Source organism: Streptomyces sp. CB00316, assembly GCF_001905595.1.
Taxonomy (GTDB): domain Bacteria; phylum Actinomycetota; class Actinomycetes; order Streptomycetales; family Streptomycetaceae; genus Streptomyces.
Genome location: NZ_LIXI01000005.1, coordinates 189867 through 205653 on the forward strand (window position 1 = coordinate 189867; position 15787 = coordinate 205653).

The following is a 15787-nucleotide window of genomic DNA, read 5'->3' on the forward strand; positions in this document are numbered from 1 at the left end:
CCCGGTGGACCTTCCGGATCCCCATCCGGCCGGTCCGTGCGGCTCCGGGTCCCCACCCGGCGCCTTGTGGCTGTCGCTCGTTCGTTCCGTGGCGTACGGGTCGGGCCTGGCGGCTTCCTTACGCTACGACCCGTAGCGTAACTGCCGATCGGCCCGCCGGAACAGGCCGTCCCGGTGATCTGTCTCACGGAACCCGGGGCGGACCGGCCCTCCCTACCGGCCGGTATGGTCGCCGCATCATGAGCCGCACCGACCCCCGAACCGCCCGAACAGGACGTCCGCGCTCCACCGCCGCCGATGCCGCGATCCTGGAGGCGACGCGCGCCTCCCTGGTCGACCTCGGCTGGTCGAAGCTGACCATGGGCGATGTGGCGGCCCGGGCCGGAGTCGCCAAGACGACCCTCTACCGGCGGTGGGCGGGGAAGAACGAGCTGGTGGTGGACGCGGTGGCCGTCCTCTTCGACGAGCTGGAGCTCCCCGACCGGGGCAGTCTGGCCGCCGATGTGCAGGGCGTGGTGCTCCAGTTCGCCGCCCTGTTGGAGCGGCCGGAGACCCGGACGGCCCTGATGGCGGTGGTCGCCGAGTCCACCCGGGACGACTCGCTGCGCCGCCGGATCCGCTCGGCCATCGTGGACCGGCAGAAGCGGCTGGTGCTCCTGGGCCGGGAACGCGCCCAGGCCCGCGGCGAGCTGCGGTACGAGGACGACGCCTCGGCCGCCGCCCGCAATGCGGACCTGATCTTCGACGTGATCGCCGGAGCCGTGGTGCACCGCACGCTGGTGAGCGCCGAGCCGGTGGACGACGCGTGGGCAGGCGGGTTCACGACCCTGCTGCTGCTCGGACTGGCCGGCGCGCAGACGGATCAGGCGGGTCCTCAGACCTGGTAACGGATCTCCCGACCGGTACCGAGGTTGACGCTCTCCCCCAGGGCCCGGTCGCAGTCGGCCAGCGCCAGGAATCCGGCGGCGGTGTCGGTGACGTAGGTGAAGTCGCGGCTCAGAACCCCGGCGGCTCCGTGTACGTGCCCCACTCCTCGCGCAGCGCCTCGCAGATCTCGCCGAGCGTGGCCTCGGCCCGTACCGCGTCCAGCATCGGCGCGATCATGTTCGAGCCGTCGCGGGCGGCGGCCAGCATCGCGTCCAGCGCGGCGCTCACCTTCGCGTCGTCCCGTGCGGCCTTGCGCGCGGCGAGCTGGCTGACCTGGTCGCGCTCGACCTCGTGGCTGACCCGGAGGATCTCCAGGTCGCCGGTGACCGAGCCGTGGTGGACGTTGACGCCGACGACCCGCTTGTCGCCCTTCTCCAGGGACCGCTGGTACTGGAAGGCGGACTCGGCGATCTCGCCGGTGAACCAGCCGTCCTCGATGCCGCGCAGGATGCCGGAGGTCATGGGCCCGATGGGGTGCTGCCCGTCGGGGTGGGCCCGGGTCCCGCGCTCCCTGATCTGGTCGAAGATCTTCTCGGCCTCGGCCTCGATCCGGTCGGTGAGCTGCTCCACGTACCAGGAGCCGCCCAGCGGGTCGGCCACGTTGGCGACGCCGGTCTCCTCCATCAGCACCTGCTGGGTGCGCAGCGCGATCTCGGCGGCCTGCTCGGAGGGGAGGGCGAGGGTCTCGTCCAGGGCGTTGGTGTGGAGGGAGTTGGTGCCGCCGAGTACGGCGGAGAGGGCCTCGACGGCCGTGCGTACGACGTTGTTGTACGGCTGCTGCGCGGTGAGGGAGACCCCGGCGGTCTGGGTGTGGAAGCGGAGCCACTGCGCCTTGTCGGTCCTGGCGCCGTACGTCTCCTTCATCCAGCGGGCCCAGATGCGGCGGGCGGCGCGGAACTTGGCGATCTCCTCGAAGAAGTCGAGGTGGGCGTCGAAGAAGAAGGAGAGCCCGGAGGCGAAGGTGTCGACGTCCAGGCCCCGGGAGAGGCCGAGCTCCACGTATCCGAAGCCGTCGGCGAGGGTGTACGCCAGCTCCTGCGCTGCCGTCGCCCCGGCCTCGCGGATGTGGTAGCCGGAGACGGAGAGCGGCTTGTAGGCGGGGATGTCGCGCGCGCAGTGCTCCATCAGGTCGCCGATGAGGCGCAGGTGGGGCTCGGGCTGGAAGAGCCACTCCTTCTGCGCGATGTACTCCTTGAAGATGTCGGTCTGGAGCGTGCCGTTGAGCACCCCCGGATCGACGCCCTGGCGCTCGGCGGCGACCAGGTACATGCAGAAGACCGGGACGGCGGGGCCGCTGATCGTCATGGAGGTCGTGACGTCACCGAGGGGGATGTCCTTGAAGAGGACCTCCATGTCGGCGGCGGAGTCGATGGCGACCCCGCAGTGGCCGACCTCGCCGAGCGAGCGCGGTTCGTCGGAGTCCCGGCCCATCAGGGTCGGCATGTCGAAGGCGACGCTGAGGCCGCCGCCGCCCGCCGCGAGGATCATCTTGTAGCGCTCGTTGGTCTGCTCGGCGTTGCCGAAGCCGGCGAACTGGCGGATGGTCCAGGTGCGGCCCCGGTAGCCGGTCGGGTGCAGCCCGCGGGTGAAGGGGTACTCCCCCGGCCAGCCGATCCGCTCGAACCCCGCGTACGTGTCGCCCGGGCGCGGCCCGTAGACCGGCTCCACCGGGTCCCCGGAGAGCGTGGTGAAGTCCGCGTCACGCTTGCGGGCCTTGTCGTAACGGGCCTGCCAGCGGAGGCGGCCTTCCTCGATCGCGTCAGCGTCCATACCCATGAATTTACTAGGACGTCCTAGTAAATGTCGATGGCAAACCGCCCGGCGCTTTGCGCGGGGCGGTGGGGGTGCCTTGCCGTTCAGGCCTTGGCGGGCTCCGCGGCGGGCTCGGTGACCAGCGCCTGGGCCTCACGGCTGACCTTCGGCTCCACGAAGAAGGAGGCGAAGGGGATGCAGCCGGCCGCCAGCACCCACAGGAGCTTGCCGAACGGCCACTTCGCCTTGGAGCCGAGGTCGAAGGCGAAGATGACGTAGACGATGAACAGCACGCCGTGGACCTGGGAGATCAGCATGGTGTCGCCGGTCTCGAACCCGTACTTCGCGATGATCGCCGCCGTGAAGACGAGCAGCCAGACGGCGGTGACGTAAGCCATCACCCGGTAGCGGGTGAGCACGTTCTGTTTCATGGACACGAGCGTAACCGGGCGGCCGGGGCGATCTTCGCGCACCCCCCGGACCTCGCTCACCCCTCGTCGAAGTCCTGCGCCGCCATCCGCAGCGGCCGGAGCATCGCGAAGATCTCCGCGCACTCCTCGGCGTCGTACACCCCGAGCCCGAAGTCCATCGCGACCAGGTCCTCGGTGGCCGACTCGACGACCTCGCGCCCCTTGTCGGTGATGGAGGCGAGCGTGCCGCGCCCGTCGTTGGGGTTGGGGCGCTTGCCGACCAGGCCGGACTTCACCAGCCGGTCCACCGTGTTGGTGACCGAGGTGGGGTGCACCATCAGCCGCTCGCCGATCTTGGACATCGGCAGCTCACCCGCCTTGGAGAAGGTGAGCAGCACCAGCGCCTCGTACCGCGCGAAGGTCAGTCCGTACGGCTTGACGACGGCGTCGACCTCGGCGAGCAGGATCTGCTGGGCCCGCATGATCGAGGTGATCGCCCCCATGGAGGGCACGGGCCCCCAGCGCTGATGCCAGAGTTCCTCGGCGCGGGCGATGGGATCGAAGGGAAGACTGAGCGGCTTCGGCACGGCACCGACCTTACCGACTGGTCATATGCCGGTCAGCCCCGTCTCGCCTTTCGGTATCGGACGCCTGTCCGGGGGCCGTGCGGCGGACCTCGGCGACGACGAGGAGTGAGGCGACGGTACCGATGATTCCGGCTCCGGCGACCACGTGGTGCACCGGGAAGAACTCGGCGGCGACCGGCAGCACGATGCGGGAGCGGGTACGGGGCCGGAGCGCGGACCCCACGAAGGGCTCGGCGCCCACGTGCCCGAAGGCCATCGCGCAGAGCAGCAGCCCGAGCGCGGCCGGACCCGGCGCGCGGGATCGGCGGACTGCGGAGCGCGGCCGGCGAGCGGACACCGGACGCCCTGGCCCGGCTGCTGGGCCGGGCGCGGGCGGACGTGCTGTGCGCGCTGGACGAACCGGCCGGCACGAGCTCCCCGGCCCACCGGCTCGGGCTCGCCCCCCTCCGTATCGGCCCATCTGTCGGTGCTGCGGGGGGCGGGGCTGCTGACGTCGCGGCGGTACGGGCACCAGATGCTGTACGAGCGGACGCCGCCGGGGATCGCGCCGGCGGTCTCGGGCTGAGCAGGGGGCCGGCGTCCCGGTCGCGGCCGGACCGGGCGCTCGGCGGTCGCCGGTGGTGTCGCAGCGCCATTCCCGGTGACCGATATGTCACGATTGCGACTGTCTCTCCGTGCTCAGCCGTGCCGCTGTGCCGCCCGATGCCATCAGCTCATATGCTCCCGTAACCCGTGAGCCACCGTCGTCCGAGGGGGCTGAATGCCCGGCCGCAGAATCATTTCCGGAGTCTCCGGACTCTCCAGGGTCTCTGGAGTCTCCAGACTCTCCGGAGTCTTCAGCGTTCTCCCCGTCCTGAGCGCCGTCGCCCTGGCGACCGCCCTCGCGGTGGGCTGCTCGTCGCCGGGCGGCCCGAACCCCACGGCCACCGCCTCGGCCGACCCCGTACGGGGCGAACCCGCGCCGAGCGCGGCGTCCCCGTACTGGGTGGACCCGGACAGCGACGCCGCCCACCAGGCGCGCGCCTGGGACCGGCAGGGGCGGGCGGAGGACGCGAAGGCCCTGCGGCGGATCGCCGACCACCCGGCGGCGCTCTGGCCCGCCTGGGACGACCCGGCGCCGGAGATCCGGGCCGCGGTGAAGGCGGCGGCCCGGACGGGGAAGAGCGTCCTTCTCGTCGCCTACAACATCCCGCACCGTGACTGCGGGGCCTATTCGGCGGGCGGCGCGCGCGACGCGGCCACCTACCGGTCCTGGCTCGGGGAGTTCGCCGACGCCATCGGCGACGCCCCGGCGACCGTGATCCTGGAGCCCGACGCGCTGGCCCTCATCGCCGACGGCTGCACCCCGCCCCAGTACCACGCCGAGCGCTACGAACTGCTCTCCGGGGCCGTGGACACCCTCAAGGCGAAGCCGCGCACCAAGGTCTACGTGGACGCGGGCAACCCGGACTGGATCGAGCAGCCGTCCAAGATCGCCGACGGGCTGCGCCGGGCCGGGATCGACCGGGCCGACGGCTTCTCGCTGAACGTCTCCAACTTCCAGCGGAACGCCGACGTGAAGAAGTACGGAGCCCTCCTCTCCGACGCCGTCGGCGGCGCGCACTACGTGATCGACACCAGCCGCAACGGCGGCGGCCCCCTGACCGGGGGCCGCGCCGAGGCCTGGTGCAACCCGCCGGGCCGCGCGCTCGGCACTCCCCCGACCACCGACACCCGCGACGACCGGCTCGACGCCTACCTGTGGATCAAGCGGCCCGGCGAGTCGGACGGCACCTGCCGGGGCGGCCCCGAGGCGGGCACCTGGTGGCCGGAGTACGCCCTGGGGCTGGCCCAGCGCGCGAAGTCCTGAGGCCCTCGCGCCCCTCCCTGGCCGTACGGACGCGTGCGGGTGCCCGCCGCTACGCCTCCTGGTTCAGCCGGCCTTGACCCACTTCGCCTCGGACGGGATGCCGTCGGTGTCGGTGACGAAGAGCATGTACCAGCCGGGCGGCACCAGTGTGGGGTCGTCCGGCACGCTCACGGTCACCTCGCCCTTCCCCTTCTTCAGGCCCAGTTCGATGGAGCGCTGCTCCACATCCGTGGTGTGGGTGACCGCGCTCGGCCGCATCAGCCGGGCCGTCGCGATCCGGTCCGCGTCGGCGCTCTTGTACGTGACCGTCTTCCCGCGCTCGACCGCCTCGGGGCCGTCCCCGATCACCGGCCGCTTGTCCTTGCCCCGGTGCAGGGCGGGCGGGGTGTAGACCTCCATGCGCTGCTCGAACTTACCGAGTTTGGTGTTGTCCTTGTCGCCGTAGAGCGAGTCGGAGCCGAAGGTGGCGACCCGGCCGTCGGGCAGCAGCAGCGCCTCGGAGTGGTAGTTGCGGCCGACCGTCGGCTCGGCCGCCTCCTTGAAGGTGTTGGTCCTCGGGTCGTAGGACTGCGCCTTGAGGATGTTGCTGTTGCCGCGCCCCCGGTAGTCCTCGGAGCCGCCGCTGGTGAAGACCGTGTCGTCCGGCATGATCACGCTGTTCAGGTAGCGCGTGCCCTGCGGCAGGTCGGGTCCGGGTTTGAAGGCCGGGCTGGCCTCCTTGAGGTCGATGACGGCCGTGCGGGCGGTGGACTTCTTGGACTCGCCGACCCCGCCCCCGCCGAGGACCATCACCTTCTGGTCCTGCACGGGCGGCAGCAGCAGCGAGGCCGCCGTCTCCAGCTCCTCGGTGTCGGTCAGCCCGGGGACCTTGGTGAAGGTGTTCTTCTTGATGTCCCAGATCCCGGGGTCGCGGCCCTTGTCGGCCGGTCCGTAACCGGCGTTGGCACCCGGGTAGAAGAGCCTGCCGCCCTTGGTGAGGAAGAGCGCCGGGTAGGTCGGGAAGTAGTGGAAGGGCCCCTTGGCCCACTTCTTCGTCTTCGGGTCGTAGATCTCGTTGTCGCCCGGGAGGATCGCGCCGACGTCGTCGAGACCGGAGACGGCGAGCACCCTGCCGTCCTCCAGGCCGACGAGCGTCGGATACCAGCGGGCTTCCTTCATCGGGTCGACCTTGATGTACTTCTCCGCCGTCGGGTCGAACTCGTAGGCGGCCCTGATCCCCTGGAAGTCCTGCTTGTCCATGGTGATCTTCTCGGCGAGCCCGTAGGAGTTGTCGGCCTCCTTGCCCTTCAGCCCGACGATCTCGTACTGGGCGGCCTCGGCCGCCACCGCCTCGACGCCGTCGTTCACCGCCTCCACGAAGACCCGCTGCTCGGCCGCCGTCACCTTCGTCTTCCACGGCTTCATCTGGCCGCTCTCGAAGTACGTGACCTCGAACTCGCGCTTCGCCTTGGGCACGGTGACGTCGAACTTGGCGACGTACTCGACACCCGAGGGCGAGCGGAACACCGTGCCCCTCTTCAGCTTCAGCGGCTTGTCCGGGTTCTCGTTCTTGACCCGCATCCCGCCGCCGGCCCGCTTCACCTTGTCGTCCAGGACCTCGTAGCGGGCGGTGCCGCCGGCGATCAGCAGGCGCCCGTCCGGGAGCTGGGCGTGGCCGCCGCAGAAGAAGTCCTCGGGGGTGGGAATCCTCTGGAAGACGTTCTCGGCAGGGTCCCACAGCACGGTGTCGAAGGTGCCCGCGTCGAAGTTCTTCTCGTCGTTGCCGGAGCCCGCGACGATCAGCACCTTCCCGGTGTGCAGGAGCGCGGCGTGGATGGCGTTGGTGCGGTACTCCTTCGGGATGTCGACCCGCTCCCAGGAGCCGTACTCCGCCTTGTACTTCGGCTGGGCGATCTTGTACGCGTGGTACTGGTCCTCCGCGAAGGAGAGCGCCGCCGGGGCGTTGAGCCCCGCCAGCACGACCACGGCGCCGCCGCCCAGGAGCGTCTTCCGCATCTTCTTCGAAGGCCGGTAGGCCATGGGTCAGTTCCCTCCTGCGGTCGTGGTGGCGGTGGTACCGGCACTCGCGCTGCTGGTCGCCGGGGCGCTGGTGGTGGTCGTCGTGGTGGTCAGATACGTCGGCTCGGGCAACGCCTGCTGTACGGGGGCGGAATCGGGAGCCGGCGCGGGTGCGGGGACGGCGTTGCGGGCCCGGGTACGCCGGTCCTGCCATTCGGTCCAGGCCCACACCACGACCGGGGACAGGGATATCGCCAGGCCGAGCGTCGCCCAGGTCCGCATCGCGACATGGGTGTGGTTCAGATGGACGGAGGCGGCGAGCGAGGAGAACAGGACCGCGGCCCAGGCGAGATGGATACGGAAGGTGAGCAGCCGGTCCGGGGAGGCCTGGCCGCCCTTGGGCGTCACGACGAACCGGCCCTCCGTGCGCAGCACCGCCGAGCCGAGCGACTTGAGGTAGATCGGCGCGGAGAGCGCGGACATGGCCATCCCGGCGAGGCCGCCGGAACCCTCGGGCTCGTGCGGGGAGACGTTGTGGCGCCGGTTCCAGAGGTAGAGCCCGATCTGGAGGGCCGCCGCGTCGCTGTAGAGCATCAGCCAGATGGAGGCGGCGACCTGGGTGCCGGACGCCCCGAACCAGAGGAAGAGCACACAGCTCAGCACACCGAGCAGCCAGTTGACGGCCGTCATCGGGTAGTAGACGAGCATCAGCGTGTAGCTGAGGAGCCGGCCGGGCGGCACCCGGAACAGCGCCTTGCCGTACTGCTTGAACAGCGTCTCGTACGTGCCCCGCGACCAGCGCAGCTGCTGGGTGAAGAAGTCCGTCCAGGAGGCGGGCCCCTCACCGACGGCCAGCACGTCGGGGGTGTAGACGGAGCGCCAGTAGCGTCCGGTGAGGGGGTTGCGGCGGCGGTGGATCTCGAAGCCGGTCGCCATGTCCTCGGTGATCGAGTCGTAGAGGCCGCCGACCTGGCGTACGGCGGCGACGCGGACGACGTTGTTGGTGCCGACGAACATCGGGGCGCCGTAGCGGTTGCCCGCGCGCTGGATCAGCGCGTGAAAGAGGAACTGCTGCGATTCGGCGGCCTTGGTCACGGCCGAGTCGTAGTTCCCGTAGACCTGCGGTCCGACGACGAAGGCGACGTCCGGGTCCCGGAAGTAGCCCAGCATCCGCTCCAGGAAGTTGGGCATCGGCACATGGTCGGTGTCGACGGAGGCGAAGAAGTCGTAGGCGTCGCCGTGCAGGGCGATCCAGGCGTTGTAGTTGCCGTGCTTCGTCTTCGCCTTGTGGACGCCCTTCCCACGGTTCCACTCGGGCACCCCGCGCCGGGTGAAGTGGTGCACGCCCAGCTCCGCGCAGAGCATCCGGGCGGCCGGGTCGTCGCCCTCGTCGAGGAGCCAGATGTCCAGCGGCCCGGGGTGCGTGAGGCGCACCGCGCCCTTCAGGGTGGCGCGCACCATGGAGAGCGGTTCCTTGCCGGGGACGTACGTGGTGAGGAAGGCGACCCGGGTGCCCGGCTCGGGCGTCACGGGTACGGGGTCCCGGGCGACCATCGTCGCGTGCGCGATGGAGACCACGTTGACGAGCATGAAGAGCCCGATCAGGCCGATCGAGACGAGCATCACCGTGTCGGCGACGACCAGCCACCGTTCCCCGTTCTCCCGCTCGGTCCAGTGCGTGGGCCAGACCAGGTAGAGCATCAGGGTGGCCGTGAGCACCGGGGCGAGCGTCATCAGCAGGACGGCCCTTATTCGGTGCTTCTCCGTCGAGAGCAGGGATCGGTACCGGACTCGGTATCCCTCGGGTCCCGGCTCGGTGAGCGGACCCGCGAGCCGGCTGTAGGTGTCGTAGTCGTAGCCCTCCGACCGCACCGTGCCTCCCACTGTCGAACGGGTTGATATCACCACAGAAGGGGACGGACAACGGCGTGTCGACTTGGCAGGTCCGAGTGAGGGGTTTTCGATCCGGGACCGGAAAAGCCCCCGGCCGTGTGGTGCCGGGGGCCTATCGGGTGAACGCGGGGCGACGGAAGGCCGACGGGACGTCAGGGGGCGAGGTACCGCTCCACCGTCTCGACCTTCGAGGTCAGGCCGTCGGTGACACCGGGCCGGATGTCGGCCTTCAGTACCAGCGAGACGCGTCCCGCGCGGGCTTCGACGGCGGCGACGGCGCGCTTCACTACGTCCATGACCTCGTCCCACTCCCCCTCGACGGAGGTGAACATGGCGTCGGTCCTGTTGGGCAGCCCCGACTCCCGTACGACCCGCACGGCGTCGGCGACGTACTCGCCCACGTCCTCACCGACACCGAGCGGGGAGACCGAGAAGGCGACGATCATGCGCTGACCGTGCCTTCGCGGCGGGCGCGGGCGGCGATCACGCCGTCGGCCTCGTACTGCTTGAGGAGCTTGTCGCCGTAGAGGCCGCCGAAGGGGATGACGGCGAGGAGGAAGAACAGCGCGACGCGCTTGAGGGGCCACTTGGCCTTGACCCACACGTCCAGCAGGAACACGACGTAGATCGTGAAGAGGATGCCGTGGATCATGCCGAGGGGCGGCATGAGGAAGTCGATGTCCGAGACCCGCATGAGCAGCGAGCCGAAAATGAGCAGGGCGGGGAAGGAGAGCGCCTCGGGGAGCGAGATGAGGCGCAGCCGGTGCAGGGCGGAAGCGGTCTTGATGTCCACAGGGGCACCTTCGGTGGGAGGGGGTCGCGTGGGCTTGTGAACGCGCGCACAAGCCTCCCCCATTGTGGCATCGCGCCGCCCCGTCCCCGGCGCCGGGGGCCCGCGCGTCCGCGGGCGCGCGTATCGCCGCATATCAGGGCCGGTCCGGGTACGCATCAGGGGAGCATCAGGGGCGTAACGGTTCCGTAGGGCCTGGCCGGAGCGCGGGGCGGGCGGCTACCTTCATCGCGTGGCGATGTTCCGACTCCAAGGCAGCAAGACGCTCGCCGTCGATCTGACGGGCGACGCGGTCAAGGCGAAGAACGGCTCGATGGTCGCGTACGACGGCCGGATGGGCTTCAAGAAGCTGTCCGGCGGCGGTGAGGGCCTCCGCGGGATGGTGACCCGCCGGCTGATCGGCGAACAGATGACGGTGATGGAGGTGTCCGGGCAGGGCACCTGCTACTTCGCCGACCGGGCGAGCGAGATCAGCCTGGTCTCCCTGCACGGCGACAAGCTGTACGTGGAGGCGAGCAACCTGCTGGCCGCCGACTCCGGCCTGCGCACGGGGACGACGTTCACCGGGCTGCGCGGCGGGGCGAGCGGCAACGGCCTGTTCACCACCACGGTGGAGGGCACCGGGCAGGCGGCGATCATGTCGGACGGGGAGGCGGTGGTGCTGCGGGTGACCCCGCAGTATCCGCTGACGGTCGACCCCGGCGCGTACATCGCCCACCAGGGCCACCTCCAGCAGAACCTCCAGTCCGGGGTCAACTTCCGGACGCTGATGGGCGAGGGCTCGGGCGAGGCGTTCCAGATCCGCTTCGAGGGCGACGGCCTGGTCTACGTACAGCCGAGCGAGCGCAACACCGTCGGGGGCGATGTCTGATGCCGTTCCGGGAGATCAACTCCAAGGTGATCGAGGCCACGGTGGTCCCGGGCCAGAAGCTGTTCAGCCAGCGCGGCGCGATGCTGGCCTACCGGGGCGAGGTCTCCTTCACCCCGAACATCCAGGGCGGCCAGGGGGGCTTCGCCTCGATGATCGGCCGCCGGGTGGCGGGCGAGGCGACACCGCTGATGACGGTCGAGGGCTCGGGCACGGTGATGTTCGGCCACGGCGGCCACCACATCCAGGTGATCAACCTGGCCGGCGACACCCTGTACGTGGAGGCCGACCGCCTCCTCGCCTTCGACGGCTCCCTCCAGCAGGGCACGATGTTCATGGGCTCGCAGGGCGGGGTGATGGGCATGGTGCGCGGCCAGGTGACCGGCCAGGGCCTGTTCACCACCACGCTCAAGGGGCACGGCGCGGTCGCGGTGATGGCGCACGGCGGGGTGATCGAGCTGCCGATCAGCCCGGGTCGGGACATCCACGTCGACCCTCAGGCGTACGTCGCCCACCACGGCGAGGTCCGCAACAAGCTCTCCACGGCCGTCGGCTGGCGGGACATGGTGGGGCGCGGCTCCGGCGAGGCGTTCCAGCTGGAGCTGAGCGGGAACGGCGCGGTGTACGTCCAGGCATCCGAGGAGAAGCTGTGAGCACGCCTGTGGTCTTCGATCCGATGACGCTGCCGTCGGACGACAACGTCAACTCCTACACCTTCTGCGTGGAGCTCAAGGGGAGCCGCTGGTTCCTGCAGAAGGGGAAGATGATCGCCTACTACGGGCAGATCAACTTCGACGGCATCGGACACGGCCGGTTCGACCGGCTGGTGCGCTCCAGCTTCCACTCGCCGCTGCACGCGAGCGACTGGGTGGTGGCCGAGGGCAGCGGGAAGATGCTGCTAGCGGACCGGGCCTTCGATGTGAACTCCTTCGACCTGGATGAGGGGAACCTGACGATCCGCTCGGGGAACCTGCTGGCGTTCGACCCGTCGCTCGCGCTGAAGCAGTCGATCGTGCCCGGATTCGTGACCCTGATCGGTACGGGGAAGTTCGTGGCCGCGTCGAACGGCCCGGTGGTCTTCATGGAGCCGCCGCTGCGGGTCGACCCGCAGGCGCTGGTGGGGTGGGCCGACTGCCCCTCGCCGTGCCACCACTACGACCACGGGTACATGACGGGTGTGATGGGCGGAATCCGGTCAATGACGGGCATCGGCGGGGCCTCGGGCGAGGAGCACCAGTTCGAGTTCGTGGGGGCGGGCACGGTGTTGCTCCAGTCCAGCGAGGCCCTGATGGCCGAGCAGGCGACGGGTGCGGTGCCGAGCGAACCGGGCATTCCGGGTGGCGGATCGGCACCGCGTATGCCCGGCCAGCTGGGGGACCTCCAGCGTCGCTTCGGCTTGTGAGCGGTAGGCTGCGGAGTGTGACGTCGAACGTCTGCGCCCAGCCGTCGGTCCTTGCCAACAGGCCCGCCGGCGCTCCGACACCGCCTGTCGGCACTCCCGTCGCCCTGGGGTGCCCGCCGTCACACCCCTCAATTTCGTCCGGCTTTCAACATCTTAGGTAGAATCGATATATGGAGACCGAGACGGCCACCCGCTGGCTGAGCGACACGGAGCAGTGCGCCTGGCGCACCCACCTGGACGTCAGCAGGCTGCTGACGCACCAGCTGGAGAAGGACCTCCAGCCGTTCGGCCTGACCATGAACGACTACGAGATCCTGGTCAACCTCTCCGAGTCCGAGGAACAGCGGATGCGGATGAGCGACCTCGCCGCCGCCACCCTGCAGTCCAAGAGCCGGCTCTCACACCAGATCACCCGGATGGAGACGGCGGGCCTGGTCCGCCGTACACACTGCGAGTCGGACCGGCGCGGGCTGTACGCGGTCCTCACCGAGCAGGGTGCGGAGACCATGCGCAAGGTCGCCCCGCACCACGTCGAATCGGTGCGCAACCACTTCATGGACCTGCTCTCACCGGAGGCCCTGGCGGAGCTGCACGCGGCGCTGACGCCGATCGCGGAGCACCTGCGGGGGCGGCGCGGAAAGCCGTGACGTACGCCGCCTGACCGGTGCCGTCGGGGCGTCGGTCAGGCGGTGTCACACCGCGCGGGGCAGCCACAGCCGGAACGCCGCGCCGCCCTCCGGGGCCCGGTGGACCGTGAGCGTTCCACCGTGGCGCGTGACCACGTCCCGCGCGATGGCGAGGCCGAGACCGGCGCCGCCGTCGTCGCGGCTGCGGGCGTCGTCCAGCCGGACGAACCGTTCGAAGATCCGCTCCCGCTCGTCCTCCGGGACGCCCGCCCCGTCGTCGCGCACCTCCACGCGCACCCCGCTCCCGTCGGCCGTCACCGACACCGCGACGAGCCCCTCGGTGTGGCGCTGGGCGTTGTCCAGCAGGTTGCCGACGACCCGGACCAGCTGCCCGCGCGACCCGTTCACCTCGTACGCCGCACCCCTTGCCACCTCCACCGTCACCGGGATCCGGTCCCCGGTCCGCTGGGACACCTCCTCGCGCACCAGCGCCCCCACCTCAAGCCGGGCGGCCCCCGGCTTCTCCCCCGCGTCCAGCCGGGCCAGCAGCAGCAGGTCCGCCGCCAGCACCTGGAGGCGTACGGTGTCGGCGACCGCGCCCGGGAGGTCCAGCAGCCCCGGGTGGGCCTCGGCCACCTCCAGCTGGGTGCGGAGCGAGGCGATCGGGGAGCGCAGCTCGTGCGAGGCGTCCGCGACGAACCGCCGCTGCCGCTCCACGGACGCCTCCAGGACGGTGAGCGTCTCGTTGGTCGTACGGGCCAGGCGGGCGATCTCGTCGCGCGAATCGGGCTCCGGGACGCGGCGGGCCAGGTCCTCGGAGGCGGTGATCGCGGCCATCTCGCGGCGGATCCCCTCCACGGGCCGCAGCGCGCGCCGGGTCACCAGCCAGGTCACCCCGGCGACGACGGCCAGCAGGAGCGGCAGCCCGGTCAGCATGGCCCCGCGCACGGTGTCGACGGCCTCCTGCTCGGCGGCGAGCGGGGCGCCCGCGTGGACGCTCAGGGTGAGTCCGGCGGGGGTGGTCGCCTCGACGGCGGCGAACCGGTAGTCGGCCTGCTCGCTGCCCACGGTGGCGGTGCCGTCGGAGAAGTCCGGGTCGTCGGAGGAGACCTCGCCGCGTGCGGGCCGCGCGCTGTCGCCGCCGTCGTCGTCATCGTCATCGTCGTCGTCCCCGGGCGAGGGGGTGGCGCCGACCGAGGCGGACGGTACGGGGCTGACGCCCGTCGAGGCGGTCCCGGAGACGGCGCGCAGCCCCTTGGACACGAACACCACCCGCCCCTGCTCGTCGGTCACCTGGACCGGGTGGTCCTCCTCGTCGTCCAGATCCAGCTCCGCGTACGGAGTGTCCAGGGCGAGCTGCCCGGCCACCTCGCGTGCGGCGACCTCCGCCTGGAGATCCGCCTGGTCGATCAGGTTGGTCCGCAGGACGGAGAGCACGGCGAGCCCGGCCGCGACCAGGGCGACGGCGACGACCAGGGTGGCCCCGATGGCGGCCCTGGCCCGTACCGACCTCATCCCGCCTCCAGCCGGTAGCCGGCGCCGCGCACCGTACGGATGGAGGCGGCGCCCAACTTGCGGCGCAGGGTGGAGATGTAGACCTCCACGATGTTCGGGTCGCCGTCGTAGGCGAAGTCCCAGACGTGCTCCAGGATCTCCGCCTTGCTGACCACCTGCCCGGCGCGCAGGGCGAGTTGCTCCAGCACCGCGAACTCCTTCGCGGTGAGGGCGTATTCGTCCTCGCCCCGGTGGACGCGGCGGGCGGCGGTGTCGATGCGGAGGGTATTGACGGTCAGCACGGGGGCGGCGGTGCCGGCCCCGCGCCGGCGCAGGAGAGCCCGCACCCGGGCGACGAGGACGACGTAGCTGAAGGGCTTGGTCAGGTAGTCGTCCGCGCCGGTGTCGAGCCCCTCGGCCTCGTCGTACTCGCCGTCCTTGGCGGTCAGCATGAGGATCGGCACCTCGTGCCCGGCGGCGCGCAGGGCACCGCAGACCCGGTAGCCGTTCATGCCGGGCAGCATGATGTCGAGGATCAGCAGGTCGTAGCCGCCCTCGCTCGCACGGTGGAGCCCCTCCAGCCCGTCGTGCACGACATCCACGGCGAAGCCCTCGGCGGTGAGTCCCCGGGCGAGGGACACCGCGAGACGCTTCTCGTCCTCCACGATCAACAGGCGCATACGCACAGCCTCGCAAACCCCACCTGAAGACGCCTTCAGGTGGCTTCAGGCTGCGTTCAGCATCAGGTCGGCAGTGTGGAACCCGTCGAACAGCACAGCAGCTCTCAGCTCTCTCCCGGGGAGGAACCTCTTGACATCTTCCCCCTCCTGAAGGAGGGGAATTCCTACGGCTCGCGCCGTGGGGTCTTCTGCTTCGTCGCCGACTGCCCGCCGGGCATCGGTGCGGGAACGTCGTCGCACAGCATCGAGACGAGCCATCGCCCGGCCGGGTCCTGCGACACGGTCACGATGGACGGCGTCGCACCTTCGGGCAGCGCCCTGGACCACACGATGTCATCCACGCCTCGGACCGTGCTGCGAGCGCCAGGTTGTAGACCTTCCGGACGCACCCGAACGCACCCGAACGTGCGCGACAGCTCGGCTGCCTGCGCATCGGTCGGACAGAAGCGGTACCTGAACGCCCGATGCCCTGCTCCGCAGGAGCCGTGCATCCCTCCCCGAGCCAAAGCGC

15 protein-coding genes and 4 pseudogenes are annotated in these 15787 nt (G+C 70.6%); 7 read left to right on the forward strand and 12 right to left on the reverse strand.

All coding sequences use genetic code 11. The features are described from left to right. Nucleotides 1-239 precede the first annotated feature (239 nt). A complete protein-coding gene (locus AMK21_RS15445) occupies nt 240-887 on the forward strand; it encodes a TetR/AcrR family transcriptional regulator (RefSeq protein WP_073878241.1) in 648 nt (215 codons plus the stop codon). A 2-nt stretch (nt 888-889) separates the two neighbouring features. Here AMK21_RS15445 and AMK21_RS34325 read toward each other — a convergent pair. The 5 genes and pseudogenes from AMK21_RS34325 to AMK21_RS15465 all read right to left on the reverse strand — a co-directional run. Continuing rightward, a pseudogene (locus tag AMK21_RS34325) lies at nt 890-997 on the reverse strand (NAD-dependent dehydratase); the annotation flags it as partial. Further along, nucleotides 997-2697, reverse strand: a complete 1701-nt coding sequence (locus AMK21_RS15450; protein ID WP_073878244.1) for an acyl-CoA mutase large subunit family protein — start codon at nt 2695-2697, stop codon at nt 997-999. The gene AMK21_RS15450 and the pseudogene AMK21_RS34325, both read right to left, overlap by 1 nt. 86 nt (nt 2698-2783) lie before the next feature. Continuing rightward, nucleotides 2784-3110: a DUF3817 domain-containing protein gene (locus AMK21_RS15455; protein ID WP_073878246.1), complete on the reverse strand. Its 327-nt coding sequence runs from the start codon at nt 3108-3110 to the stop codon at nt 2784-2786. 56 nt (nt 3111-3166) lie between these two features. Then, a complete protein-coding gene (locus tag AMK21_RS15460; protein WP_073878248.1) occupies nt 3167-3676 on the reverse strand; it encodes a MarR family winged helix-turn-helix transcriptional regulator in 510 nt (169 codons plus the stop codon). Nucleotides 3677-3686: 10 nt separating this feature from the next. After that, nucleotides 3687-3962, reverse strand: a pseudogene (locus AMK21_RS15465) (MFS transporter); the annotation flags it as partial. A gap of 2 nt (nt 3963-3964) precedes the next feature. Between AMK21_RS15465 and AMK21_RS36070 the strand changes: the two are divergent. Both AMK21_RS36070 and AMK21_RS15475 read left to right on the forward strand, forming a co-directional pair. Beyond that, a pseudogene (locus AMK21_RS36070) lies at nt 3965-4241 on the forward strand (ArsR/SmtB family transcription factor); the annotation flags it as partial. Between the two features lie 195 nt (nt 4242-4436). Next, on the forward strand, nt 4437-5525 hold the full coding sequence (locus AMK21_RS15475) for a glycoside hydrolase family 6 protein (RefSeq protein ID WP_079181171.1): 1089 nt from the start codon (nt 4437-4439) through the stop codon (nt 5523-5525). 63 nt (nt 5526-5588) lie between these two features. Here the strand turns inward: AMK21_RS15475 and AMK21_RS15480 are convergent, their stop codons facing one another. The 4 genes from AMK21_RS15480 to AMK21_RS15495 all read right to left on the reverse strand — a co-directional run bounded on the left by AMK21_RS15480 (nt 5589) and on the right by AMK21_RS15495 (nt 10209). Further along, on the reverse strand, nt 5589-7544 hold the full coding sequence (locus AMK21_RS15480) for a galactose oxidase-like domain-containing protein (RefSeq protein ID WP_073878252.1): 1956 nt from the start codon (nt 7542-7544) through the stop codon (nt 5589-5591). A 3-nt stretch (nt 7545-7547) separates the two neighbouring features. Further along, nucleotides 7548-9395 carry a glycosyltransferase family 2 protein gene (locus tag AMK21_RS15485; protein WP_199863205.1) on the reverse strand — a complete coding sequence of 616 codons (1848 nt, stop codon included), beginning with the start codon at nt 9393-9395 and terminating at the stop codon, nt 7548-7550. A gap of 173 nt (nt 9396-9568) precedes the next feature. Continuing rightward, the gene (locus AMK21_RS15490) at nt 9569-9862 is read right to left on the reverse strand and encodes an MTH1187 family thiamine-binding protein (RefSeq protein ID WP_018492224.1); all 294 of its coding nucleotides are present in this window, start codon (nt 9860-9862) and stop codon (nt 9569-9571) included. Then, entirely contained in the window at nt 9859-10209 is a 351-nt protein-coding gene (locus AMK21_RS15495) for a DUF3817 domain-containing protein (protein WP_073878256.1), read from the reverse strand. The genes AMK21_RS15490 and AMK21_RS15495 overlap by 4 nt, the downstream gene beginning before the upstream one ends. A 235-nt stretch (nt 10210-10444) precedes the next feature. Between AMK21_RS15495 and AMK21_RS15500 the strand changes: the two genes are divergently transcribed. The 4 genes from AMK21_RS15500 (at nt 10445) to AMK21_RS15515 (ending at nt 13123) form a co-directional block, all read left to right on the forward strand. Beyond that, complete coding sequence (locus tag AMK21_RS15500) at nt 10445-11077, forward strand: AIM24 family protein (RefSeq protein ID WP_073878259.1); 633 nt, start codon at nt 10445-10447, stop codon at nt 11075-11077. Then, nucleotides 11077-11727, forward strand: coding sequence for an AIM24 family protein (locus tag AMK21_RS15505; protein WP_073878261.1), 651 nt, complete (start codon nt 11077-11079; stop codon nt 11725-11727). The genes AMK21_RS15500 and AMK21_RS15505 overlap by 1 nt, the downstream gene beginning before the upstream one ends. Next, nucleotides 11724-12476: an AIM24 family protein gene (locus tag AMK21_RS15510; RefSeq protein WP_073878263.1), complete on the forward strand. Its 753-nt coding sequence runs from the start codon at nt 11724-11726 to the stop codon at nt 12474-12476. The genes AMK21_RS15505 and AMK21_RS15510 overlap by 4 nt, the downstream gene beginning before the upstream one ends. Before the next feature lie 170 nt (nt 12477-12646). Continuing rightward, the gene (locus AMK21_RS15515; protein ID WP_073878265.1) at nt 12647-13123 is read left to right on the forward strand and encodes a MarR family winged helix-turn-helix transcriptional regulator; all 477 of its coding nucleotides are present in this window, start codon (nt 12647-12649) and stop codon (nt 13121-13123) included. A gap of 45 nt (nt 13124-13168) precedes the next feature. Here the strand turns inward: AMK21_RS15515 and AMK21_RS15520 are convergent, their stop codons facing one another. From AMK21_RS15520 to AMK21_RS15530, 3 genes and pseudogenes are all read right to left on the reverse strand, one after another. Continuing rightward, nucleotides 13169-14617 carry a sensor histidine kinase gene (locus tag AMK21_RS15520; RefSeq protein WP_073878267.1) on the reverse strand — a complete coding sequence of 483 codons (1449 nt, stop codon included), beginning with the start codon at nt 14615-14617 and terminating at the stop codon, nt 13169-13171. Further along, nucleotides 14614-15276, reverse strand: coding sequence for a response regulator transcription factor (locus AMK21_RS15525; RefSeq protein WP_073878269.1), 663 nt, complete (start codon nt 15274-15276; stop codon nt 14614-14616). Before AMK21_RS15525 ends, AMK21_RS15520 begins: the two co-directional genes overlap by 4 nt. 197 nt (nt 15277-15473) lie before the next feature. After that, nucleotides 15474-15767: pseudogene (locus AMK21_RS15530) on the reverse strand (helix-turn-helix domain-containing protein); the annotation flags it as partial. Nucleotides 15768-15787 lie beyond the last annotated feature (20 nt).